Below are 22,141 nucleotides of genomic sequence, written 5' to 3' on the forward strand. Positions count from 1 at the left end.
GGTAGGAGAAATCATGGAATTCGATGTTGAATATGATGTTGTCGTACTTGGAAGCGGTGCTTCTGGAAAATCCGCCGCCTACACCGTTGCCTCTGAGAGCGATCTTAGTGTTGCTATTCTTGAAAAACGTGAGGTGACAGGAGGAACTTCTGTGTTTGCAGAAGGGCATGCTGCTTCGGAATCGAGTGAAGCCAAAGCGCGTAAAGTTCCTGATTATCCCGGTGAATTGCCTGAGGGTGCTCACTTTCCGACATGTGAAGAGCATGCGAAGCGCTATTTGGAATTTAGCCACTATCGCGCTAATCCTGATGTTGTGAAAGCGTTTGTTTACAATTCAGCAGAAACGATTGATATTCTTAAGTCGCTTGGTGTGGAGTATACAGATGTGAGCATCTATGCTTATGATCAGCCAAATGAACTATATACGTTTCATCGACCTGATGGCTTGGGGGCTCGTGTGCAAGAATTACTGCTACGTGCCTGCGAGAATGCAGGTGTTGACATCTTCACCAAGACTCCGGGTAAGGAATTAATTATTGAGGACGGTAAAGTTGTAGGGGTTATTGCTGAAGATGCTGATGGAGAATTGTTGCACATTGGAGCGAAGGCAGTCATTATTGCGACTGGCGGTTTTGGTAATAATCCCGATATGGTGAGGGAATATTCATGGACACCCCATCTTCCCGATTTTTGGTATTGTCCCATGACTTTTGAGAACACTGGCGATGGCGTTAATATGGCTCTAGCTGCTGGTGGTGATACTCGAAATATCGGAACGATGATTATTGGGAATTGCGCTTGGGGTAAAACGCCAGATTCTCATCTCAATGGTGGGGGTTGCCAACCTGTTCTTTGGGTAGACACTACTGGGAAACGTTTTGCTAATGAGGGTCTTGCTGCAAATAATATTTACTTCCCTAATACTATTGCTCAACGCGATGATGGCATTATATATGTTCTTATGGATTCCGATTGCTTGCAATATTATATGGAGGTAGGATCTGATATTGGTCTTGGCGATTTCGTGCATTATCATACTCCGCTCAGCCGCCTAAAGACAGAGATAGAAGAATCGGTAAATTCAAATGATGGTGCCGCATTCAGTGCTGATAGCATTGAAGAGTTAGCTGAGAAGCTCAATATTGATCCGCATACTCTAAAAGAAACTGTGGACATTTACAATGGCTATTGCGATGAAGGATATGATGGGGATTTTTATAAGCTCAGTAAGTTTCTTTACCCTGTTCGAACTGCTCCTTTTTACGCAATTCGTCAAGGAGTTGGTCCGCTAGTTACTTGTGGCGGAATTCGTGTAAACGGAGATTTCCAAGTTGTAAATGAAAAGTCAGAAGCGATTCCGGGACTTTACGCTGTAGGCAATGACGCGTCGGGTCTTTATGGAGATACATATAACATGGATTGCCCGGGATCTGCCAATGGTTTTGCCCACACTTCTGGTCGCTTGGCTGCTCGCCACGCTATTAGTCAAATAGGGGCATAGGTTTAGCTGATAAAGCGAGTTTTTTGCAAGTGAATGTGGATCTGCCACCTTCACTTCGCTTGTAAATTATGCTCTTTTGTGTGCCTCGATGCATGGAGTGTAATTATTGAGAGGAGAGCGCAATGGCTGATTTTGATGCCATTATCGTTGGCTCTGGCTGTGCGGGTCCGATTGCGGCATATGAGTTGGCAAAAGCAGGAAAGACCGTTCTTGTGGTTGAACGGGGTAATTTCGCTGGGGCTAAGAATATGACAGGTGGGCGCATCTATGCGCATTCAATCAAAAAGGTGTTTCCGAATTTTGAAGAGGAGGCACCTGTTGAACGTCGCATAACAAGAGAGCGCATCTCGCTTATGGCACCCGATTCTAATTTCACTTTTGATTTCACTTCTAATCAGATGGAGGTTGAAGGTCAGGACTCATACTCTGTTTTGCGGGGTCCTTTTGACCAGTGGTTGGCTTCGAAAGCTGAAGAAGCTGGTGCCGAGTATATTTACGGAATTGGTGTTCAGCAACTTGTTAAAGATGAATCTGGGAAAGTGTGTGGGATTCGTGCTGAGGATGATGAGATTACTGCTGAGGTAACGATACTTTGCGATGGTGTAAATTCGGTATTAGCGCATCAAGCTGTGGATTTTAGTCAACTCTCTACTTCTCAAGTTGCTGTCGGTATCAAGCAAGTGTTTGCACTACCTGCAGATGTAATTACAAATCGAGTTTTGGCAGCTTCAGATACGGAGGGAACTTCGTGGCTGTTTGCCGGTGATGCTACAAAGGGTCTGTTTGGTGGCGGCTTTATGTATACCAATAGGAATTCTATTTCTTTAGGTATAGTTGCAGGGATTGAAGCTGTTGCCAGTGGTATTTATCCTATTTCTCAAATGATGGAAGACTTTAAAGCGCATCCAGATATTGCTGCGTTAATAAAAGGCGGCGAAATGGTTGAGCATTCTGGTCATATGGTGCCAGAAGGGGGTCTGAATAGCATGCCTCCACTTGTTGGTGACGGCGTTATGTTGGCTGGAGATTCGGCAATGATGTGCGTTAATCTTGGGTATGTAGTGCGCGGTATGGACTATGCTATTGCGGCAGGTCAAATGGCTGGTCAAGCGGCAGTAAGAGCTATTGATAAAGGCGACACTTCAGTAACGGGATTGCAATGCTACGTGGATATGTTAAAGGATTCTTTTGTTTTGAAAGATTTTGAAAAATTCAGCAATGCCCCAACTTTTATGGGAGGTTTCAATCGAATGTTTGAAGCATATCCCACAATGATTGGCAATATTATGAACGGTATGTTTGTGATCGATGGACAACCAATTTGTCATGTTAGAGATATTGTAAAGACAGAAATGAAAGAAATTGGTGTATTTAACCTTCTCAAAGATGCAAGAGGAGCTCTGAAGGCTTTATGAGTGTTATAAGTTCAAATGTAAACATTGATAAATATTTGAGCTTAAACAAATATGATGTCGATAACAATCATCCTCATATTGTGCTTACAAGTGACCCTGATGACGAAGAGTTTGATAAGCTCGTTCGTGTTTGTCCAGCCGCATTGTATAAGCGTAGAGATAACGGTTTGAAGTCTTTTGACTATTCTGGCTGTCTTGAATGCGGAACTTGTCGTGTTGTGTGCGGGGATACCATTTTAGAGAAGTGGGAATATCCTCGATCAGGGATGGGCGTAGAGTACCGATATGGCTAATCGAGAAAATGGATGCGATATTTATAGACACCTAATTTAAGAACAGCTTAGGATAAGCTGTTCAAATAGGTTACAGCAATATAACTTGTTTTGTTTCATATTGGAAATGCTAATAATCAAATAACAGTAGCTTATGTTGCGATAGCAAATACGATGCTATTGTTTAATCATCCCTAACAGGGGATTCATGTAATGCGGGGGTGCCGTTGTTGCTGCCGCGCGAGGCGGGCTGGAGTTGAGGTGAGAGGCAGCTCCAAACTCGGCAACATCCATTGTGCTCCGCCGATTTTCGGGGAGGAAAAATGTCTACAGATGTTCAAAGGCCGCGTTATTCTGCGGCAAAATCTTGGGCTGTTGCGCTTATCTGTTTTGCTATGGCTGTTGTATTTATTGCTGTACGTTTTAAAGTTGCTCCGACAATGGTTGACCTTATGACTCAATTTAACATAGGTACGGCTGCTGGCGGTTGGCTTATGTCGGTTACTACATTTGCCGGCATTATTCTAGCTATTCCAACAGGCATGATTATGCTGAAGTTTGGACCTATTAAAATTACTGTAGTTGCTATTGTTGTGACGCTTGTTTCGACAATTGTTGGAGTTTTTGCGCCGTCGTTTGAAGTTCTTCTGGCTACACGTATTTTTGAGGGACTTGGAACTTCGCTTGTTTCAATTTGCATGCCAGCAATTATTGCTCCATGGTTTCCAAAAGAAAAACTTGGTTTTCCAATGTCTATTTTCTCGACGTTTGTTGGTGTTGGTATGCTCATCATCTTAAACGCATCTGTTCCGCTTATGACAACTTTTGGCGGCGGATGGCGTACTGTATGGTGGTTCTCAGCAATTATTCTTGCTGTGGTATCTATAGCCTTTTTAGTTTATGTCCGTATGCCAAAAGTTCCTTTCAATGTGGACGATGACGAAATCCACGAAATGAAGGATTCTGAAAATGCCGCACTTGGTTCTGCAAAGGATTTCTTTGAAGCTTTGAAGAATGTTAAAGCATGGACAGTTATTCTTTGTATGACGGTGTTTGCTATTTGCTCTGGCAGTATTCTTACTTATGCACCGACGTTTATGAATCTGCAACTTGGTATTGAAATCGGTACGGCAAACAGCCTGAGCAGTATCATGAATATTGCCATGATTGCTGGCGGATTCATTATGGGTGTGGTACTAAACAAAGGCAAGAAGCATTGGGGTATCATCCTTGTGATTAGCTGTGTGTTATCTGCTATTGCTTTTACGACAGAATACATGTTCACTGCTGCGACAGCATTGCTTTATATGATTGTCGCTGGTCTTATCTTCCAAATGATTCCTGCTTGTACTTTCACGATGACACCGGCTTGTGCGAATCGGCCTGCTGTTGTTGGTGTGCTGATGGCTCTCTTTACTTTTGCTGAGAATATCGGCGCAGCGATTGGCCCAGCTGTTACAGGCGCGATGATTGAATCAACGCCGGGGACCTTTGTTTGGATGAATGCAACACCGTTTTTGGCAATACTTGGTGTTTCGGCAATTGTTTTAAGTATCGCTTATATGGTTCTAGACAAGAAGCAGAAAGAGCAGAAGGCTTCAGCTGCGGATGCTGATTAACCTACGTTGAGAACAGCGTGGTGTTTGCAATATTAATAACTTTTTGATGCTTATTGATCCGTATTTGCGTTTTCGCAAATACGGCTCTAGCTTGAAAGAAAGGTGTATGTCGATGACTGAAAATAAACCATGGAAAGAGGTTCTTGACGATGGCACTACCGTCATAAGAACCAATGCATGGTCGCCTCCCGGATGTCATCCGGTTGGATGCGGCATAAAGGCATTCGTTAAAGATGGAAAACTTTTAAAAATCGAAGGTGATCCTAATCACCCTATAACAAAAGGTCGTTTGTGCCCGAGATGTCTTGCGTTGAAAGAGTATGTCTATCATCCTGATCGCATCACGTATCCGATGAAAAGGGCACGTGAAGATCGCGGTCTTGATAAATGGGAGCGCATCACATGGGATGAGGCGTGGAGCCTGATCAAAACCGAAACAGAAAGAATCAAAGAAAAATACGGTCCCGAAGGTATTGTTGTATTTGAAGGAACAGGTCGCCAGCCCACAAAGACAATTCATCCGTTTTCGACTGGAACTCTAGGCACGCCAAACATTGCGTACACTCAGAGTGGGTGGTCATGTTATGGTCCAAGAGTTACCATTACCGGATTTGTATTTGGAGCGGGCATTCCCGAGATAGACTATGCAGGAGGTACTCCTCTTCGCTACGATGACCCGGATTTTGTCTTGCCGAAATACATCACTATATGGGGTAAGGCTCCTCTTGAGTCTCTGGCCGATGGATTTTGGGGATATTCAATTGTTGAGATGGCTAAACGTGGCACTAAACTGATAACTATAGATCCCTGTATACGTTGGCTGGGAACGAAGGCTGAGTATAATCTACAGCTCCGTCCCGGTACCGATGCTGCTCTAGGTCTTGGACTGCTGCACGTTATCATCAATGAAGATCTTTATGACCATGATTTTGTTGAAAAATGGTGCTATGGTTTTGACGAACTAGTAGAACGTGTAAATGAGCATTCTGTTGAATGGGCTGCTGAGATTACCGGATGCGATGCGGAAGATATTCGTGCTGTGGCGCGTATTCTTGCAACTGAGCACCCAAATAGTTTCACATGGGGTCTTGCCATGGATCAGAATCCAAACGGGCAACAAGCTGCTCATGCAATGATGGCGATTGTTGCTCTTACTGGAGACTTTGATGTTCCGGGCGGTACTTATGTAGGCGTATTCAACGATCGTAACAATGAAGTTGGTGGACGTTTGCCAGCTGAGTTGATGGCTAAAGCGGTCGGTGTTGATGAATATCCAGCTCTGCCGGCGTTATTGGAAAACGCTCATCCTGACATTATGCTTGAGTGTCTTGAAACGGATAAACCGTACCCTATTCGTATGGCATGGTATTACAGTACCAACCTAATTGCACCGACTAATTCTGCTCAGCCGCATCGATGGCATGATGCTTTACAGCAGAAAATGGAGTTTGCTGTAGCTACAGATCTTTTTATGACTCCGACAACTATGGCTTTAGCAGATCTATTTCTTCCTCTTGCGACGTTTCTTGAGCAGGATGGTATGGTAGCACCACACTACGAGATGAACCCCGGTAGTATTTTTGCTATTAACAAGGCGATTAGCGTTGATGAATGCAAATCTGATGTTGAGATTATGTTGCACATGGGGCATATGCTTAACCCTGAAGGATGGGAAGGGATAGAGAAGCCAACGGATTTTTGGGCTAATGGACTTGCTAGAGATGAGGATATCTCTTACGAACAGCTGAAAGAACAGACATATTACTTGCCCGGTTTGGTTTATCGTAAGCACGAGAAAGGTCTTTTGCGTCCAGATGGTCAACCTGGATTTAATACTCCAACAGGTCTAGTTGAGTTGTACTCGACGATCTTCGAGCATTTTGGAGAAGATCCACTACCGTACTATATGGAACCGGCATTCTCTCCGATTTCGCGCCCCGATCTAGCGAAAAAATATCCTCTGACTTTGACAACAGGAAAACGCAAAATCACGTCTTTCCACTCCGAGCATCGTCAGATTCCATCTCTTCGATCCATCGATGAAGATCCTATTGCAACAATTCATCCTGATACTGCTGCTAAATATCACTTGAAAGACGGGGATTGGATTTGGATTGAAAACGATTGGGGACGTGCAAAAGAGCGCGTTGAAGTTTCACCGATTGTTTTGCCATATGTTGTTAGTGCTTCGCATGGCTGGTGGTATCCAGAGGAAGATGGTGAAGAGCCGAATCTTTACGGAAACTGGAAGTCAAATATCAATAATCTCATTCCGCACAAAGTTATAGGCAAGCTCGGTTTTGGTGCTCCGTACAAGAGTGGTGTTCCTTGTCGAATTTATCTTGCGGAAACGGAATAAGAGGAGCCATAAATGGAATATGGGCTATTAATTCATTTTGAGTGGTGTACTGGTTGTCATGCATGTGAAGTTGCTTGTCGAAATGAGCATGATTTCCCTATTGGCAAATATGGTATCAAGCTCACGGAGCAAGGTCCTTGGCAGTACGGAAAGAACGACTGGGAATGGGATTATGTTCCCATTACTACTAATCTATGTGATATGTGCAAAGATCGAATTGATGCTGGAGAGAAGCCGGCGTGCGTTCATCATTGTATGGCAGAGGTTATGGATTTCGGAACCAAAGAGGAGATTCTCAAAAAATCGGCTGAGCTTAAAGGGAAATGTATGGTGCTATTCAATAATAAGTAGCATAGTTTCTGTATTGTGCAATTTTGTGAGTAGAGCAACGCTGCGTCATTTTAATATTTGAGGTTGCTAATGTTTGAGGTTGCGGGATACTGATTTTACCGTATGTCTATTGATTTATCCCCTGTGATTGGATTACGTAACAGGTCAGAAGGTAATTCTTCTGACCTGTTTAAGTATGCACACTGGCGGGTCTTCTTTATGTCAGACATTTTGACGTGATACTTATTGTATCGTTTGCAAGGTGTCGCATCCCATTCGATAACTAGGCTATTTTCCTAGCAAGTGTCGAATGGCAGCTATGGGGTGTTTGGAAATCATGCGCGGACCGGAGAAGCGCATAACGGTGCAGATACGTTCTCGTTCGGACGCTTGATAGCATCGGTTCTCGCAGTTTTCGCAGGAAGTTTTTACATCCATCTTGCGGCAATTTTGCGTGCGCGCTACGGCATAGGCATCTAGCTCGGCGCATTCCGCACATATTGATTCGCCGCAGTATGCGGTTTTGCTGCGTATAGCAGCGCTGTGATTCTTCGCGCAATAAATAGCAATCATTTGAGATATAGTACGCATTTCGCGTTTGCGGCGCTTTGCCGTTTGGGGCGTATCGCTATTATGTGGGGCATTATTCATGTCGCGAATTATAACAAAGCTCGTTTGGGGTCGTGCCCGATAGCTAACTAAAAGGAAGCCTCCCTATGACGGCTTCCTTTTGCCAATAACGTGCCCTGCCCATGCAGCCAGCGCACACACTAAAGGAATAGTCAGCAACACAACCCACGCTGGGTGTGGCTGGTTAAGCACAAATGCCATGTAGCAAAACCAAGCTATAGCACCTGTTGAATATAAGCCGCTTACTAGGGAACTTATGCTGCGCGTTCCTATAAAAGTGCCTATTATGTAGTAGATTGGTATTGTGAACACGATAAACAATCCCTGCAGCCACATATTTGTTGCAAGCCCGATAAGTATATAAGCCAGAATTGCTAATACAGGAAAAGGAAAGCGCATCCACGCCTTAGCGACGGGCGATTTTTTGTCACCTTTGCAGTTGGTGTACTGCGGAAATTCTTTGTGAAAATCTTTTAAGTTGTCGTAGTGCTGGTCGTTGACGTGAATGCCGTCCCAGCCAACATGTACCGTGTCTCCCTTTTTGCTGTCTATTACATGTATTCCTTCATGGCTTATGCTTACGTGATCTCTTCCGTCTTGAACAAATATTCCATCAGGACCTATATGGAAATTGTCCTTTTTGTCTTCGGAATTTTCGGAATTGCTTTCGCTTTCGTTTTCGCTTTGTGCGTCCGGTTTGCCTGCTTCGGTATCGGCGCTATCAGTCGCATTTTCTGTGCTTTCATTATGTGCATCCACGTCAATGCCATCGTCGTCTTCAACGGCGGCATCTTGGATTTCTGCATATAGTAAATCGTCTAGCGATACGCCATATAAATTTGCCAATGCTATTAGGTTATCTGTATCGGGAGACGATTCCGATCTTTCCCATTTTGAAACTGCTTGTCTTGTAACACCTAGCTTTTCTGCAAGTGCTTCTTGTGAAAGTCCAGCTGCGCGACGTCTGCGTGCTAGCCTGTTCGCTACGTCTACGTTCATTCTCTAAATTCCTTCCGTTTGTGCCATCGAAAAGCAAGGTTAGACGAAAAGTTATAGGTTGCGCTATCAATTCTAGTTGGAATTTTATAGCAAATATTGGTTGCTAATCCCAGCGTAGGCACACTATGGGGTAATTATCATGATTCCTACACCGCATTAAAACAGCTGATATTTACTCAATTTCTATGCGTTCAAAGAAGCTTTTATCAACGCCGCATATTGGACATACGAAATCGTCGGGCAATTCATCTACATATTCAATATGTCCGCATAATGTGCATCTCCAAGCATGGCGCGTGCTTTTTGCCGACTCTTGTGGTTCTTGCGATTCTCGCGTCTCTCGCGGCTCTTGCGCCTGCACCTGCACCTGCGTCTGCACCTGCGATTCAGTCTTCTTTTCGATGGGCTGATAATTAGCGGCTTTTGGCGGAGTTTTCCCACGCAAAACATTGCGATAGTAACTGTAAGTTATGGGCGAATCGTCAGATATTTTGCGCGCCTCTCTCACCTTTCCAACGAATAGCAGATGCGACCCAGCATCAATAGTTTGCTGCACTTCAATAGAAAAATTGGCAACGGTCATCTGCGTTATGCAGGGCAATTCCTTGGAATCAAGTTCGTATTCTGCAGATTCAAACTTGTCAATATCTAGGCTGCTGTGAAATCCGAACGCGCCTATTAGATCCATTGTGCAAGTTTCGCTTAGCACGCTGACAGTAAACATGCCAGTTTCTTGAATGGCAGCAGTTGTTGCATTCAGCTTGTTTAGCGAAACGCACACCAGTGCCGGCTCGCTTGCAATTTGCTGAAATGTATTAGCCACGCAGCCGACTTTACGCCCAGCCCCGTTTTTTGACGAAATGATGAATAATCCATAGCTAAGAGTATGGAAAGCTTTGCGATCTATCATATTTTCCTCCCAAAATTACATAACTTATTAAGTGTTGGCTTGTTTGTGTCCCTCTTAGCAGTTCTTTTTAGCATTTTACGGTAGAATCTGCTGAAATGCATTCGAAAGGAAAGCGAATCAAATGATATCCGGAGATATGGAAAAACTGTATCCGTCAGCCAAAACGCTGGTGAAAGAACATATAGCTAGCCGCATCTTTGAGCAAGATGGCAGCGTGTATGACTTTTCTGAAAGCGCACAGCAATGTGCGGGCGATTTCATGGGCTGGGCGCGCTTGGGCAGTAAGCCTCAGTGCGATGTCGTGCAACTTATGAAATTTGCTGACGAAGTAATTGCCGAGGGAATAGAGTCGGTTGTGTTGCTGGGTCAGGGCGGTTCAACTCAGGCACCTATGACCATTACAAAATACAACAAACCCGACAATAACCGAGTGTTGTTTAAAACCTTGGATAGCGATTCTCCTGTGCGTATGCGTGCTATGTTCGCATCGTGCAATCCCAAGAACACGCTTTTCATAGTAAGCAGCAAAAGTGGCGGCACGATAGAGCCGCGCACGCAGCTACGCGCCATTCGCGAACATTTTAGCGAGGCGCTAGGGTCTGATTTCCCAAAGCATCTTGTGGCTATAACCGATCCGGGCACCGAATTGGAAAAGCTGGCGCGCGAAGAAGGTTGGCGTGCGGTGTTTTTGGGTGAGCCGTCTGTTGGCGGTCGCTTCAGCGCTCTTTCGGTGTTTGGACTTTTGCCCGCAGCGCTGGTTGGTATAGATTTGAACGATTTTTTGGCACATGCATGCGAAGCTGAGCGTCGTTGTAGTGAAGATGCCATAGACAATCCGGCGGTTAATTTAGCGGCGTTTTTGTTTGATAATTTCTGTCAGGGGCGCAACAAGTTCAGCTTCCTTACGCCTAAACGCGGGCGTGTATTAGGTCTTTGGATTGAACAGTTGGTGGCGGAAAGCTTAGGTAAGGGCGGACAGGGCATTCTGCCTAATATTGAGATTGACACGCTGCTTCTGACGGAAGATCCGGGCGATAGGTCGGTAATTATGTACAAGACCGAAACCGATCTGTGGGATGAAAGTCGCAATTTCGAAATGAGTTTAGCTTACATCGACCCGAACATTCCGCGTCAAAATTATCGCATCAAGAATGTGAACGAGCTTGCTGAGCATTTTGTGATGTGGGAATACGCCATAGCAATGTGCGGTTATTTAATGCGCGTTTGTCCGTTCGATCAGCCTGACGTGGCTTCCACGAAAGCTGCGGTAGTGAAAATTCTTGACGAAGGAATTTCTGATCCCGATTATGTAGAAACTTTCACATCTGGTTTAGATATGGGTCTTGTCGAAGTGCGCCAGTCGCACAACTTGAAAAGCCGCACGCATTTGCGCAGCACGCTTTATGGCTTGATAGATGGCATATTGCCGGGCGACTATTTTGCTCTGAATGCGTTTTTGCCGTTTACCGGTGAAGGTAGGCGCGAGGCACTAGAATGCATTCGCCATGATATAGCTGAGGCGTTTGGCATAGTGTCGTGCTTAGAGGTAGGACCGCGCTATTTGCATTCCACGGGGCAGCTTCAAAAGGGCGGTCCAGATTGTGGCGTGTTTTTGATACTTTCAGCTGACGAACTGAAGGATATTCAGTTGCCCGCCGATTCGCAAGCGCCTTCACTTGGCAGCTTGGCAAAGGCGCAAGCTGTGGGCGATGCGCTTACGTTGGCAGATCGCGGTAGGCGAGTGGTGCATCTGCATCTTCCCGATAATTCGGCGGTTACGCTTCGTATGCTTGCTGCAGTTATAGCTGATGTAATAGGTGAAGTTTTGGTAAATCGCGAATTGGAATTCGCCGAAGATATAGACGAGTTTTCCGATGATGCGCTGGCAAATGCGGCGGAGGCTGATGTGCTTGCTTAGTGCGCTTGATATATGGGTAAAAGGCATAGTGCAAGGGGTGGGTTTCCGCCCCTTTGTTTATAGGTTGGCAAAGCGCTATCTTGTGAATGGATGGGTGCTGAACGGCGCTGATGGTGTGCATATACACGCCGAGGGCGAAGAAAAGCTGGTGGATGAATTTGTGCTGGCTATTTCAGACAGCGCGCCCGCTGCTGCGCAAATAACTGAAATAGAAATGCACGAGGTTCCAATAGAGGGTTACAATTCGTTTGAAATTCGCACGTCGGATGCATCTGCGGAAGGGGAGCACACACTTGTGTCTCCCGATTTAGCTACTTGTGCCGATTGCGAACGTGAATTGTTTAATCCGGAAGATAGGCGTTTTCGTTATCCGTTTATAAATTGTACGAATTGCGGTCCGCGTTTCACTATCATAGACTCGCTTCCATACGATCGTGCGTCTACTAGCATGTGTGAATTTAAGATGTGCGATGAATGTGCTGCGGAATATGCCAACCCGGTTGATCGTCGCTTTCATGCGCAGCCTGATGCGTGCTTTGATTGCGGTCCTTGCGTTTCATGGTATGTGCCCTCGGGGCTGTCCGATTCTGGCGATGCGGAAGAGCTACGTTCAGAAGCTTCGCAGCCCTCACTTCGCCCCTCTGGGTCATCAGATGCGGTGTTTGCGGCGGCGGTTGACATGCTCTGCGATGGCAAAATACTGGCTGTAAAGGGTTTGGGCGGTTTTCACTTGGTATGTGATGCAAATAACGCGCAGGCTGTTGCTGAATTGCGTCGGCGCAAGCGGCGTCCCGCCAAAGCATTTGCGGTTATGTGCAGTCGGCTAGACGATGTGCGTGCAATTTGCCAAGTGAACGATTCCGAGCGGAAACTTCTTGAAGGTAGTCAACGCCCAATAGTGCTGTTGCGCAAGTTGCCCGGCATAAAAACTCCTAAGGGCATAGCTGATGGTTTGCCTGAATTAGGGGTTATGCTGCCTTATACGCCTGTGCAGCACATTCTCCTGAATGATTTTTGTGCAGCTTATTCGCGCTTGAGAGCAAAAGACGCGCAGCGCAGCGGGCAGGGCACCAATGTTCCCATGTTGGTTATGACTAGCGGGAATCTGCATGACGAACCAATAGTAATAAATGATGAAGAAACCTACGAAAAACTTGCAGGTATAGCTGATGCGTTTCTTGGTAACAATCGCGAAATTTTATCGCGATTCGACGATTCTGTTGTTCGTGTCATAAATACTGGCGATTCCGATGCTATACAGTTCGTGCGTCGAGCGCGCGGGTTTGCTCCTATGCCTATTTCGCTGCCGCCTTCGCAAGTGTCGCGCGAAGACGACTCGGTAATTTTCGCCACAGGACCAGAGCAGAAAAACACGTTCACATTCGTGCGCGGTGCAGACGCATTTGTGTCGCAGCATATAGGCGATGTGGAAAATGCGGAAACTTTTGATGCATGGCTGCAAGCAAAAGCGCGCTATGAAAAGCTATTCGATCTTGCCGCAACTGCGCTAGCATGCGATATGCATCCTGAATATATCACTTCCAAATGGGCACATGAGCAATCCGAAAAATGCGGTTTACCGTTAACGCTTGTGCAGCACCATCACGCGCATATAGTAGCGGCTATGGCAGAAAACGGTCTGTCGGATGCGGTGTGCGGAATTGCGTTTGACGGCACCGGGTACGGACCTGATGGTGCCATTTGGGGCGGCGAAGTGTTGCTATCAAATTTGAGTGCGTTTGAGCGATTCGCCAATTTTGCATATGTGCCTATGCCCGGAGGTCAGGCATGCGTAAAGCATCCGCTGCGCATGGCATACGGTATTTTGTGGGAATTTGATTTGCTGGAACACCCCGGGGCGCAACTTGCGCTTCAAGCGCTTGGTGCCGAGCAGGCAAAAGTATGCGAAACCATGATAGAAAACGGGCTGAATACGCCCTACACATCGTCGGTCGGTCGTCTGTTCGATGCTGTAAGCGCGCTTTTGGGAATTTGCACCGAGCCTACCTATGAAGGTGAGCCAGCCATAATGTTAGAGGCGGCAATAAACTTCACCACCTCTGAAAATTCCAATAACGCTGCTTATGAAATTGCAGTTGTTAAAAATACAGCTACAGCACAAAGTACAGCTCAAGACACATCTGTAGTTTTGCTAGATGCCGAACCCGCCATTCGTGCCTTATTGGACGACTTTGCCGCAGGCGTTGCTGTGTCTATAATTGCGCGGCGTTTTCATGATGCAATTGTTGATGCGGTTATAACTGTTGCGCAACTTGTAGCAGCTACTTACGACATACGAACTGTGGTGTTATCGGGTGGCGTATTTATGAATCGCTATCTGATAGAACATGCGTTGGCGGCAATACAGCGTGAAGGTTTTACGGTTGCAATCAATCGCGATTTACCGCCAAACGATGGTTGTATATCTCTTGGACAGGCTATAGTGGCAAGCAAGAGTTAGCAACTAGTAATATCTATAGTACGCAGCACAGCTTCCTTCGCTACTAACCATGCATGGACCAATGGGGTTTTCCGGTGTGCACACTTTGCGAAACAGCGGGCATTCGTCGGGGCGCATGTGCGCACGCAATACGTCTCCACAGCGGCATCCGGCATGTTCTACAGTAGGCTCTACTTCAGGCTGGAAGCGCTGCATGGCATCAAATTCCGCAAATTCGTCGCGAAGTTTATAGCCGCTGCCATCTATCGGTCCTAATCCGCGCCATGTTGCGGTACATGTTTCAAACACTTCATCTATGGCTGCCAGCGCCACCGTATTTCCTTCAGACATTACGCCGCGCGCATAAGCTATTTCTATGTCAGATCGCCCTTCGTGCAGCTGCCGCACAATCATAGCTATACCCTGCAGAATGTCATTTGGCTCAAACCCGGTTATAACCCCCGGTATGCCATATTTTTGCGCCAAAAACTTGTATGGTTCAGCGCCGATTATGGTGCTAACGTGTCCCGGCAAAATAAGGGCATCTATGTGTAGCTGAGGGTCGGCAACTATGGCTTCTAGCGCTCCGGGCATATTTTTATGCGCGCCGTACACGGTAAAGTTATGAAGCCCCATAGCCTTTGCGCGCTTTATTGCCATGGCGGTTAGCGGTGTTGTGGTTTCAAACCCCACGCCTACAAAAATTACTTGCGAAGTTGGGTTTTCTTGCGCTAGACGCAGCGCATCAAGTGGGGAATACACTATGCGCACATCGCGTCCGGCGGCTTGTTCGGCTAAAAGGCTGCTTGTAGAGCCCGGTACGCGCGTCATGTCGCCGAAGGTGGCTATTATTGCACCCGGTACGCGCGTCAGCGCTATTACCTTGTCTATATCGTGGTTCGATGTAACGCATACGGGGCATCCCGGACCAGATGACAATTTCACCCCGTCTGGCAACAAATTGCGTATGCCATTGCGCGCAATTGAAACCGTGTGTGTGCCGCACACTTCCATTAGTGTTGCGCCGCTTTTGGGCGCTAGTTCGCGAATGGCATCAATTAGCCCGTGTGCAAGTTGCGGGTCTTTGAATGCTGCTAGTTCGGTTTGCATATCGTCCATGTTATTCACCACGTTTGGGAACATCGCCGAATTCTGCTGCAAATTCCATAGCCAAACTTGCGCCGTGCGCAACGGTGCCGATGCTGTTGTCTTCATTGCTAATGTCAATGCCGCCAGATGCTTCCGCGCTTAAATCTTCAGCTGCCAATTCTGGGAATTCGCGAATTAAATCTATTGTTTCTTGTGCAAATTGCTCGTCAACAACTTCTATTGCGAAACCTGCGTGTACAAGCACGTAGTCTCCCACATTGGCTTGCGGGGTTAGATCGAGCGATATTTGGCGCTGCACTCCAAGTATGTCAACTTCGGCTAACCTATCTGCATCTAGCCGTGTAACTTTTGCCGGTATTGCAAGACACATACGCTATCCTCCTGCATTCATTGTTTAATACATGATAGCCTCAATCGCCGAATTGGTAGAATGACTACGCTTATAAATCGGCATAAGTCGGAAAGGAAGTTAAATGACTCGTCGCGCAATAACGCCGGGAACGTTCGACCCTATAACTCATGGACACCTAGATATTATTACGCGCGCATCATCGCTTATGGATGAAGTTATTGTGGCGGTGGCGGCATCTGCCGGAAAACACCCGCTGTTCAGTTTAGAAGAACGCACGCGGCTGGTGCGCGAAGCCACTAGTCATCTTCCCAATGTTAAGGTAGAGCCATTTTCGAATTTGCTGGTCGATTTTGCACGCGAACGCGATGCGAAGGTTATCGTGAAGGGTTTGCGCGCTATAACCGATTTTGAGTATGAGTTTCAGATGAATGCGCTAAACAATCAGCTTTACTACGAACTTGAAACTATATTCATAATGAGTCCGCCGGAATTTATGTATCTTTCATCTTCCATTGTGCGCGAAATGGCATCGCTAGGTGGAGATGTGGCGCAGTTCGTACCCGAATGCGTGCAGCAAGCGTTGCGTAAGAAATTTTCTGCGGTGCAGTAGTTGCAGTAGTGTTGTCGTTGCTGGAGTACAATTGACATGTGCACTCTGCAATCCGATGCAAGAGGAAAGCGTATATGAAACTGAATCCTGTAGTTATTGTGCCAACTTTTATAACATCAAGCCGGCGGCGCGGTGAAGTGAAAGGCGTTGTGGCTAACTACGACCATACCACCGATATAAATGAGCCCGGTGAATTGGGGCGCTGCTTAGAGTCGTTGCAAAATGTGGAAGATTTAGGCGTGGTTATAGTGCTGGTGGCAGCAGACCACAATATTGAAGCCGATGCAGTGAAGAAAGTTCACAATACGGTAGCGCAGTACCCGCAGTTAAGTGTGGTTGTTGCCGGTTCGGTTGAACTGGGGCTTGTTAGGCAGCGGATGGATCAGCTGGGAATAGATGGCGTAACAACGCAAGTTGGTTTGCGCGGTTATGGCGCAATACGCAATTTTGGTCTTGTGCTGGCTGATGTACTTGGTTTTGATGCTGTCGTTTTTGTTGACGATGATGAAATAATTGACGATCCGGCTTTCTTGAAAAAGGCAATGTATGGCTTGGGTAAGCTTACAAAAAAGGGCATTCCTATTCTGGCGAAGACGGGCTATTACTTAAACGATCAGGGAAGTTTTTTGTCGAAGTGGGAAGATAAGTGGTACAACCGCTTCTGGCAACAAGGCAGGGTTTTTAACCAATGGATTCGTAGCGCCATGCAAGGACCGCGCATTAGCCGCAGTAACCATGTGTGCGGTGGCTGTTTGGCTATACATAAGGAGGCTTTCAAGCGGCTTTCCTTCGATCCGTGGATTCCGCGTGGCGAAGATCTGGATTACATGCTAAATCTTCGCATGTACGGTAGCGATATATGGTTTGACAATCAGTGGCAAGTTCGCCATTTGCCGCCTTCGGGCAAAAGCGAAGGTAATCGCTTCCGGCAAGATATTTTCCGCTGGATGTACGAGCACGACAAAATGGAATACAGCAATTCGCTTATCGACCTACAAAAAATAACAGCGCAGTCGCTTTTGCCTTATCCGGGCCCGTTTCTTGAAAACGGATTGCGCAAGCGCATTCGCCTAACTGCAATTTTAAGAAGTTTTGGACGACCTGATAAAAAGGCTTACAGGGCAGCTGCGCGTGTGGCGACAGGCGAAGCTACACGTTATGCGCAGGAAAATTGCACCAAGTATTTTGAATTCCAATACATTTGGTCCGACATTATAAGTGCGCTAGATTCCGACCGAACGCTTACATCGGCTGTGGTGAATTCTAGTTTAGAGCACGGGCTTTCCGAAGCACATCCGATAGACGCGGGACTAACCAGTGAAATTCGGCTAGATATAGCGGAATAGTGTAAACATTGATAGTGAGAATATTAGCTTAGGATGATTTCTGCCGTTTCCATACTAGCTTCGCTTATTGTCGGGCTTGTTATTGGTGTGTTTTCGGGCATGCTAGGCATAGGTGGTGGCACCATAATGGTCCCTGTTTTTAAGCTGGGGTTCGGCATGGCGCCAGCGATGTGTGCAGCTACATCGTTGTTTGCTGTAGTTCTTACGGCAATTTCGGGCAGCATTACTCATATACGCAATAAAACGTGTGTGCCTAAGTTAGGATTGGCGCTAGGGCTGGGCGGCGCGGCAACTTCACCGCTTGGAGTATGGCTTGGTGCTATATCGCCCGATTGGGCAATTATGGTGGCGGCAACTTTGGTTATAGCGTATTCGGCTATAACGATGTTTCAGAAGGCTTGGAAGATGAAGCCTGCTAAGGCGGGGCAAATAGACGCTAAAATTTCTGCACCTTCTGCTAGCGAATCTGCCGCAGATGAATCTGCTGCCGACCCTGCAATATCGGCGCGCGAAATGGCAATAGGTGTGTGCATAGGTATTGTGGCTGGTGTAGCTTCTGGCTATGTGGGCATAGGCGGCGGTTTTCTAATGGTTCCCATGCTGATGCAGCTGCTGAAGCTGCCGATGCGCCTTACTTCGGGAACATCGCTTCTGGCAGTTATGATCTTGCCTATTCCCGGCGTAATAATGCAAGGGTTTTATGGAAATGTGCATTGGATAGCGGGAATCCTTGTGTCTCTTGGCACTGTGCCGGGCGCTTTTATTGGTGCCCGTTTAATCAATCGCATTCCCGAACGCGCTCTACGTTTTCTTTTTAGTGGCTTTCTTATGGTGGCTGCTATTTTGTTATTGGTGGATCAGCTGTATGCATTGTAGGAGAAGAGGTTGGAATGGAAACGCTAGATAGGAAACGTAAGCGTTGGTATACGCCAAGTGCACGCGGTATTGAAATGTTAGCGGTGCTTGTTGCAATTTTGGCTGCATGTGCCATGGTATGGGCAACAATATCGAAGGTTCATATGGTGTCTATTATGGTTGTGGCTGGCATCGTATTTACGCTTTGCGTAGTTGTAATAGTTCGTATGGTTATGGACCCCGATTCCGTGCGCGCCCGCCAAACCGAATCTATGTTGCAGCTGTCCAGCCAAATGATTGACTTAATGCAGGATGGCATGACCGACAAAGCCGCTCAGAGCATTTGCGAATTACTGTTGCCTAGTACTGCTGCTATAGCTGTAGCTATAACCGATCGCGAAAATATTCAGGGCTATGCTGGCTATTTAGAGTCAGAAAACCCTGCTGGTGCGCGCATTCGCACGCAAGCCACACACGACACTATTGCCGATGGTAAATCGCGCGTAATGTACACGGAGCAAGAGATTGGTTTTCCGCAAACTTCCACACATATAAAGGCGGCAATTTTGGTGCCGCTTATTGCTGGGCGCGAAATTCGCGGAACTTTGAAGTTTTATTTTGGAAGTGCGAAAAAAATTACAGAAACGCAGAAATCTATTGCGCAGGGTTTTGGCAAATTAATTTCTACGCAAATTGCGGCAGTAGAAATGGAAACGCAGCGCGAACTGGCTACTGCTATGGAACTAAAAATGCTGCAAAGTCAAATAAACCCGCATTTCCTGTTCAACACAATAAATACTATAGCGTCTTTTATTCGTACCGATCCGATGAAAGCGCGCACATTGTTGCGCGAATTTGCTGTGTTCTACCGATCAACTTTGGAAGATTCGCAAGATCGCATTCCGTTAGAGCGCGAGATACAACAAACTGCGCGCTATTTTGCATTTGAGGTGGCGCGTTTTGGCGAAGAGCGTCTGGAAATGGTGCTAGAGTCGGAAAATTATGTTGGAGTTTTATCTGGCAGTCAGTCGGTTCCAGAGGTTCTGAATTCTCCGCGTGGGGGCAGCATAATGGTGCCACCGTTTTTGCTGCAGCCTCTAGTGGAAAATGCGGTGAAGCACGCAATGCCTGCCGAGGGAAAACTTACGGTGACGCTGCGTGTATGTGTCGAGGGTTCAGATGTTTTGCTGGTTGTGGCTGACGACGGCACGGGCATGACTGAAAACGAGCGCGCTCGCATAATGCATCCCGAATCGCAAACCGGTCTTGGGATTGCTGCAAAGAATGTGCACGACCGGCTTCGTGGCTTCTTTGGCTCAAATGCTAATATGACGGTTGAAAGTCAGCCCGGATGCGGCACAACAATAACTTTGCGTCTCCCAGACTGCCTACAAAATGTATAATCAAAAAACGAGTAGCAGCGCGAAATTTTTGACCGCAAAGCGAAGTTAGGATTTCTCTTGTCGAACCTTTTGTCGTCTCAGAATGTTTTTATCCTAGCCGGGGTAGGAATTCTGGCGGTTCTTATTGTAATCTTGGCTATTTGGTTGGTAGTTATTAGCGTTCGCGCCAGCAAAGAACGCGCAAAAGCGGAGATAATGGAGCAGCGCCTAGCGCATGTGGAAGACTATCTTTCGCACATGTCGAAGCGCGATATGATTCCTATTAACTCAGACGAAGACGAGCCAATAAGCTCGGCGAATTTGATGCAGGCGAAAGCTGCAAAGCCTGCATCTCGGGTGAACCCCTCTAAGCAATCTGCTGCGGCGCGAATAAATGAAAGCCGTGAAACCAAATCGCGCCGCTTAAAGCGTCAGCCGGTAATTCCATATGGCGAGGCAAAGCCTTCTACTAACGAAGTTCATAGTGCAGCGAAGACTGTACCGTCTGCGCCTGTATCGCTTAGTGAGTCCGAGGCAAATCCGCCCGTGCGCAGCGCGCCTGTAGCGCCGCAGGGTCGTCAATCAATTAAGCATGATACTAGGCGGCGGCGCGAAGAGCGCAGGCAAGACCAAGTTCGCCGTAGGGCTGAAAGCATAGTGCAAGAGCATACAAGAAGCTTAGAGGCAGATCGTAGTCGTTCGTCAGGCAATGCGCATAGGCGCTAATAGTCGTTTCGAAGGATTCTTATGGAAAATATTGACATCGGAGAGATATACCATTTTCTGTTCGAGACTATTCCCGGTATAGGCGTGATGGTTGGTGCTGGGTTAATTATTAGCATAATTTGTTGTTTTATATTTGAGATTAAAACCCGCAAGCGTTTTCGCAATTACGAAGCTGAACAAGATGACGAATGGGCATTTTTAGACGACGAGAACGAAAACGATGATGAAGAAACTGGCAAGGAAGGATAACAAGATAACTAATGGAGAATGAATTGGGCTGTCAAAACAAAAATGCTAATTGCGCCGCTGATAATGTTTTTCTGTATAAACGCGAATCTGACTATATACCTCGCATAGCTGCTGTACACGACCTTTGCGGTTACGGCAAATGTTCGCTTGGGGTGGCTATACCGGTGCTTTCGGCTGCAGGGTGCGATGTGTGCCCGGTTCCTACAGGTTTGTTTTCGTCGCATACGGCTTTTCCCGGTTGGTATATGCACGATACTACCGACATACTTAGCGACTACTTAGATGCATGGCGCGGCATAGATGTGCAGATAGATGCTGTTTATTCCGGTTTTCTTGGTGCTCCTGAGCAGGTTGAAGTTATTCGTTCGCTGTATAAGCAATTCCCCAAAGCATTGCGCATGGTAGACCCGGTAATGGCAGACCATGGGGTGGTTTATCCTACGTATACACCACAACTTTGCGAGGCTATGGCGCAGCTAGCATGCGAAGCTGATGTACTTACACCGAATCTTACCGAGGCTGCCATAATATTAGGCGAGCCCATAGGCGATAAATGGGCTGGTGCCAACATAGACGATGCTGAGGCTAAGCGTTTAGTGAACGCGCTTCTGGCGCGTGGTGCAAAACATGTGGTACTGAAAGGTATTCAGCGCGAAGGCGAAAACACTATCCGTAATTTTGTTGGTGGCGTTGATATGCCAGAAATAGTGGAAGTTTCTAACGAATTTTTGCCATATATGTTGCATGGTACGGGCGATGTATACGCATCGTGTGTACTGGGTGCAATTATGGCGGGGCGCTCTCTTGTTGAGGCGGCAGCTTTTGCTGGCGATTTTGTGCATGACGCGATGATTGTTTCAAGCAAGCAGCCAAATTTCCGCGATCGCGGTGTAAGTTTCGAGCTTATTCTTGGCGAAGTTACCGAGTTATTGAGTTAAGTCTGCATGCCGCTCTCTGTTCGGCATCTTGTTCGTAACAACTACAGTTGTTGCCGCTGTTGCCACTCTATTTTCTCGTCGAAGAAATAGAGTGGTTCGGGCTTTCTGGTCTAAAAAGTCAGAAAAATGGTCAAAACTTTCGACTTTCCATGGTAAAAAAGGCAAACAACCCCTATTGGT

The 22,141-nt window shown here is 46.7% G+C and carries 19 protein-coding genes and 1 pseudogene; 15 read left to right on the forward strand and 5 right to left on the reverse strand.

The genetic code is table 11. The features are described from left to right. Positions 1-13 precede the first annotated feature (13 nt). From G7Y37_RS04820 to G7Y37_RS04845, 6 genes are all read left to right on the forward strand, one after another. On the forward strand, positions 14-1,501 hold the full coding sequence (locus G7Y37_RS04820) for an FAD-dependent oxidoreductase (protein ID WP_165062341.1): 1,488 nt from the start codon (positions 14-16) through the stop codon (positions 1,499-1,501). A gap of 122 nt (positions 1,502-1,623) precedes the next feature. Next, the gene (locus G7Y37_RS04825) at positions 1,624-2,916 is read left to right on the forward strand and encodes an FAD-dependent oxidoreductase (protein ID WP_165062342.1); all 1,293 of its coding nucleotides are present in this window, start codon (positions 1,624-1,626) and stop codon (positions 2,914-2,916) included. Next, positions 2,913-3,209 (forward strand): ferredoxin family protein, encoded by a 297-nt coding sequence (locus G7Y37_RS04830; protein ID WP_165062343.1) that lies wholly within the window; start codon positions 2,913-2,915, stop codon positions 3,207-3,209. The genes G7Y37_RS04825 and G7Y37_RS04830 overlap by 4 nt, the downstream gene beginning before the upstream one ends. A gap of 374 nt (positions 3,210-3,583) precedes the next feature. After that, a complete protein-coding gene (locus tag G7Y37_RS04835) occupies positions 3,584-4,807 on the forward strand; it encodes a CynX/NimT family MFS transporter (protein WP_255463938.1) in 1,224 nt (407 codons plus the stop codon). 112 nt (positions 4,808-4,919) lie between these two features. Next, positions 4,920-7,166 (forward strand): molybdopterin-dependent oxidoreductase, encoded by a 2,247-nt coding sequence (locus G7Y37_RS04840; RefSeq protein ID WP_165062345.1) that lies wholly within the window; start codon positions 4,920-4,922, stop codon positions 7,164-7,166. Positions 7,167-7,178: 12 nt separating this feature from the next. Then, positions 7,179-7,517 carry a 4Fe-4S dicluster domain-containing protein gene (locus G7Y37_RS04845; RefSeq protein WP_165062346.1) on the forward strand — a complete coding sequence of 113 codons (339 nt, stop codon included), beginning with the start codon at positions 7,179-7,181 and terminating at the stop codon, positions 7,515-7,517. A 267-nt stretch (positions 7,518-7,784) separates the two neighbouring features. Here the strand turns inward: G7Y37_RS04845 and G7Y37_RS04850 are convergent, their stop codons facing one another. The 3 genes from G7Y37_RS04850 to G7Y37_RS04860 form a co-directional block, all read right to left on the reverse strand. Continuing rightward, complete coding sequence (locus G7Y37_RS04850; RefSeq protein ID WP_165062347.1) at positions 7,785-8,147, reverse strand: nitrous oxide-stimulated promoter family protein; 363 nt, start codon at positions 8,145-8,147, stop codon at positions 7,785-7,787. Between the two features lie 63 nt (positions 8,148-8,210). Further along, entirely contained in the window at positions 8,211-9,125 is a 915-nt protein-coding gene (locus tag G7Y37_RS04855) for a helix-turn-helix domain-containing protein (RefSeq protein ID WP_165062348.1), read from the reverse strand. Positions 9,126-9,297: 172 nt separating this feature from the next. Further along, the gene (locus G7Y37_RS04860) at positions 9,298-10,035 is read right to left on the reverse strand and encodes a flavin reductase (protein ID WP_165062349.1); all 738 of its coding nucleotides are present in this window, start codon (positions 10,033-10,035) and stop codon (positions 9,298-9,300) included. Positions 10,036-10,156: 121 nt separating this feature from the next. Between G7Y37_RS04860 and G7Y37_RS04865 the strand changes: the two genes are divergently transcribed. Then, positions 10,157-11,953 carry a glucose-6-phosphate isomerase gene (locus G7Y37_RS04865; protein WP_165062350.1) on the forward strand — a complete coding sequence of 599 codons (1,797 nt, stop codon included), beginning with the start codon at positions 10,157-10,159 and terminating at the stop codon, positions 11,951-11,953. Next, complete coding sequence (gene hypF / locus G7Y37_RS04870; RefSeq protein ID WP_370514602.1) at positions 11,910-14,414, forward strand: carbamoyltransferase HypF; 2,505 nt, start codon at positions 11,910-11,912, stop codon at positions 14,412-14,414. Before G7Y37_RS04865 ends, hypF begins: the two co-directional genes overlap by 44 nt. A gap of 3 nt (positions 14,415-14,417) precedes the next feature. Here the strand turns inward: hypF and hypD are convergent, their stop codons facing one another. Then, positions 14,418-15,512 (reverse strand): hydrogenase formation protein HypD, encoded by a 1,095-nt coding sequence (hypD, locus tag G7Y37_RS04875; RefSeq protein ID WP_165062351.1) that lies wholly within the window; start codon positions 15,510-15,512, stop codon positions 14,418-14,420. A 124-nt stretch (positions 15,513-15,636) separates the two neighbouring features. Continuing rightward, a pseudogene (locus G7Y37_RS09220) lies at positions 15,637-15,873 on the reverse strand (HypC/HybG/HupF family hydrogenase formation chaperone); the annotation flags it as partial. A 103-nt stretch (positions 15,874-15,976) separates the two neighbouring features. Here G7Y37_RS09220 and coaD point away from each other — a divergent pair. The 7 genes from coaD (at position 15,977) to G7Y37_RS04915 (ending at position 21,961) form a co-directional block, all read left to right on the forward strand. Then, positions 15,977-16,465 carry a pantetheine-phosphate adenylyltransferase gene (gene coaD / locus G7Y37_RS04885; protein ID WP_165062353.1) on the forward strand — a complete coding sequence of 163 codons (489 nt, stop codon included), beginning with the start codon at positions 15,977-15,979 and terminating at the stop codon, positions 16,463-16,465. A 74-nt stretch (positions 16,466-16,539) separates the two neighbouring features. Further along, positions 16,540-17,811: a glycosyltransferase gene (locus tag G7Y37_RS04890; RefSeq protein WP_370514603.1), complete on the forward strand. Its 1,272-nt coding sequence runs from the start codon at positions 16,540-16,542 to the stop codon at positions 17,809-17,811. Between the two features lie 33 nt (positions 17,812-17,844). Beyond that, positions 17,845-18,687 carry a sulfite exporter TauE/SafE family protein gene (locus G7Y37_RS04895; protein ID WP_165062354.1) on the forward strand — a complete coding sequence of 281 codons (843 nt, stop codon included), beginning with the start codon at positions 17,845-17,847 and terminating at the stop codon, positions 18,685-18,687. A gap of 14 nt (positions 18,688-18,701) precedes the next feature. Then, positions 18,702-20,069: a histidine kinase gene (locus tag G7Y37_RS04900; protein WP_241156011.1), complete on the forward strand. Its 1,368-nt coding sequence runs from the start codon at positions 18,702-18,704 to the stop codon at positions 20,067-20,069. Positions 20,070-20,126: 57 nt separating this feature from the next. Beyond that, positions 20,127-20,774: a hypothetical protein gene (locus G7Y37_RS04905; RefSeq protein ID WP_165062355.1), complete on the forward strand. Its 648-nt coding sequence runs from the start codon at positions 20,127-20,129 to the stop codon at positions 20,772-20,774. A 21-nt stretch (positions 20,775-20,795) separates the two neighbouring features. Next, positions 20,796-21,023, forward strand: coding sequence for a DUF6724 family protein (locus tag G7Y37_RS04910; RefSeq protein ID WP_241156012.1), 228 nt, complete (start codon positions 20,796-20,798; stop codon positions 21,021-21,023). A gap of 11 nt (positions 21,024-21,034) precedes the next feature. Next, the gene (locus G7Y37_RS04915; protein ID WP_165062356.1) at positions 21,035-21,961 is read left to right on the forward strand and encodes a bifunctional hydroxymethylpyrimidine kinase/phosphomethylpyrimidine kinase; all 927 of its coding nucleotides are present in this window, start codon (positions 21,035-21,037) and stop codon (positions 21,959-21,961) included. The last annotated feature ends 180 nt before the right edge of the window (positions 21,962-22,141 follow it).

The sequence above is a fragment of the Adlercreutzia sp. ZJ154 genome, assembly GCF_011039055.1.
GTDB lineage: Bacteria > Actinomycetota > Coriobacteriia > Coriobacteriales > Eggerthellaceae > Adlercreutzia_A.

What these genes read in the sequence shown, in the direction of transcription:
- G7Y37_RS04845 (WP_165062346.1), top strand. Translation starts at nt 7,179, where the DNA reads ATGGAATATGGGCTATTAATTCATTTTGAGTGGTGTACTGGTTGTCAT.
- G7Y37_RS04900 (WP_241156011.1), top strand. Translation starts at nt 18,702, where the DNA reads ATGGAAACGCTAGATAGGAAACGTAAGCGTTGGTATACGCCAAGTGCA.
- G7Y37_RS04860 (WP_165062349.1), bottom strand. Translation starts at nt 10,035, where the DNA reads ATGATAGATCGCAAAGCTTTCCATACTCTTAGCTATGGATTATTCATC.
- G7Y37_RS04865 (WP_165062350.1), top strand. Translation starts at nt 10,157, where the DNA reads ATGATATCCGGAGATATGGAAAAACTGTATCCGTCAGCCAAAACGCTG.
- G7Y37_RS04915 (WP_165062356.1), top strand. Translation starts at nt 21,035, where the DNA reads ATGGAGAATGAATTGGGCTGTCAAAACAAAAATGCTAATTGCGCCGCT.
- G7Y37_RS04820 (WP_165062341.1), top strand. Translation starts at nt 14, where the DNA reads ATGGAATTCGATGTTGAATATGATGTTGTCGTACTTGGAAGCGGTGCT.
- G7Y37_RS04890 (WP_370514603.1), top strand. Translation starts at nt 16,540, where the DNA reads ATGAAACTGAATCCTGTAGTTATTGTGCCAACTTTTATAACATCAAGC.
- hypF (WP_370514602.1), top strand. Translation starts at nt 11,910, where the DNA reads ATGATGCGCTGGCAAATGCGGCGGAGGCTGATGTGCTTGCTTAGTGCG.
- G7Y37_RS04910 (WP_241156012.1), top strand. Translation starts at nt 20,796, where the DNA reads ATGGAAAATATTGACATCGGAGAGATATACCATTTTCTGTTCGAGACT.
- G7Y37_RS04850 (WP_165062347.1), bottom strand. Translation starts at nt 8,147, where the DNA reads ATGAATAATGCCCCACATAATAGCGATACGCCCCAAACGGCAAAGCGC.
- G7Y37_RS04840 (WP_165062345.1), top strand. Translation starts at nt 4,920, where the DNA reads ATGACTGAAAATAAACCATGGAAAGAGGTTCTTGACGATGGCACTACC.
- coaD (WP_165062353.1), top strand. Translation starts at nt 15,977, where the DNA reads ATGACTCGTCGCGCAATAACGCCGGGAACGTTCGACCCTATAACTCAT.
- G7Y37_RS04855 (WP_165062348.1), bottom strand. Translation starts at nt 9,125, where the DNA reads ATGAACGTAGACGTAGCGAACAGGCTAGCACGCAGACGTCGCGCAGCT.
- G7Y37_RS04825 (WP_165062342.1), top strand. Translation starts at nt 1,624, where the DNA reads ATGGCTGATTTTGATGCCATTATCGTTGGCTCTGGCTGTGCGGGTCCG.
- hypD (WP_165062351.1), bottom strand. Translation starts at nt 15,512, where the DNA reads ATGGACGATATGCAAACCGAACTAGCAGCATTCAAAGACCCGCAACTT.
- G7Y37_RS04830 (WP_165062343.1), top strand. Translation starts at nt 2,913, where the DNA reads ATGAGTGTTATAAGTTCAAATGTAAACATTGATAAATATTTGAGCTTA.
- G7Y37_RS04895 (WP_165062354.1), top strand. Translation starts at nt 17,845, where the DNA reads ATGATTTCTGCCGTTTCCATACTAGCTTCGCTTATTGTCGGGCTTGTT.
- G7Y37_RS04835 (WP_255463938.1), top strand. Translation starts at nt 3,584, where the DNA reads ATGGCTGTTGTATTTATTGCTGTACGTTTTAAAGTTGCTCCGACAATG.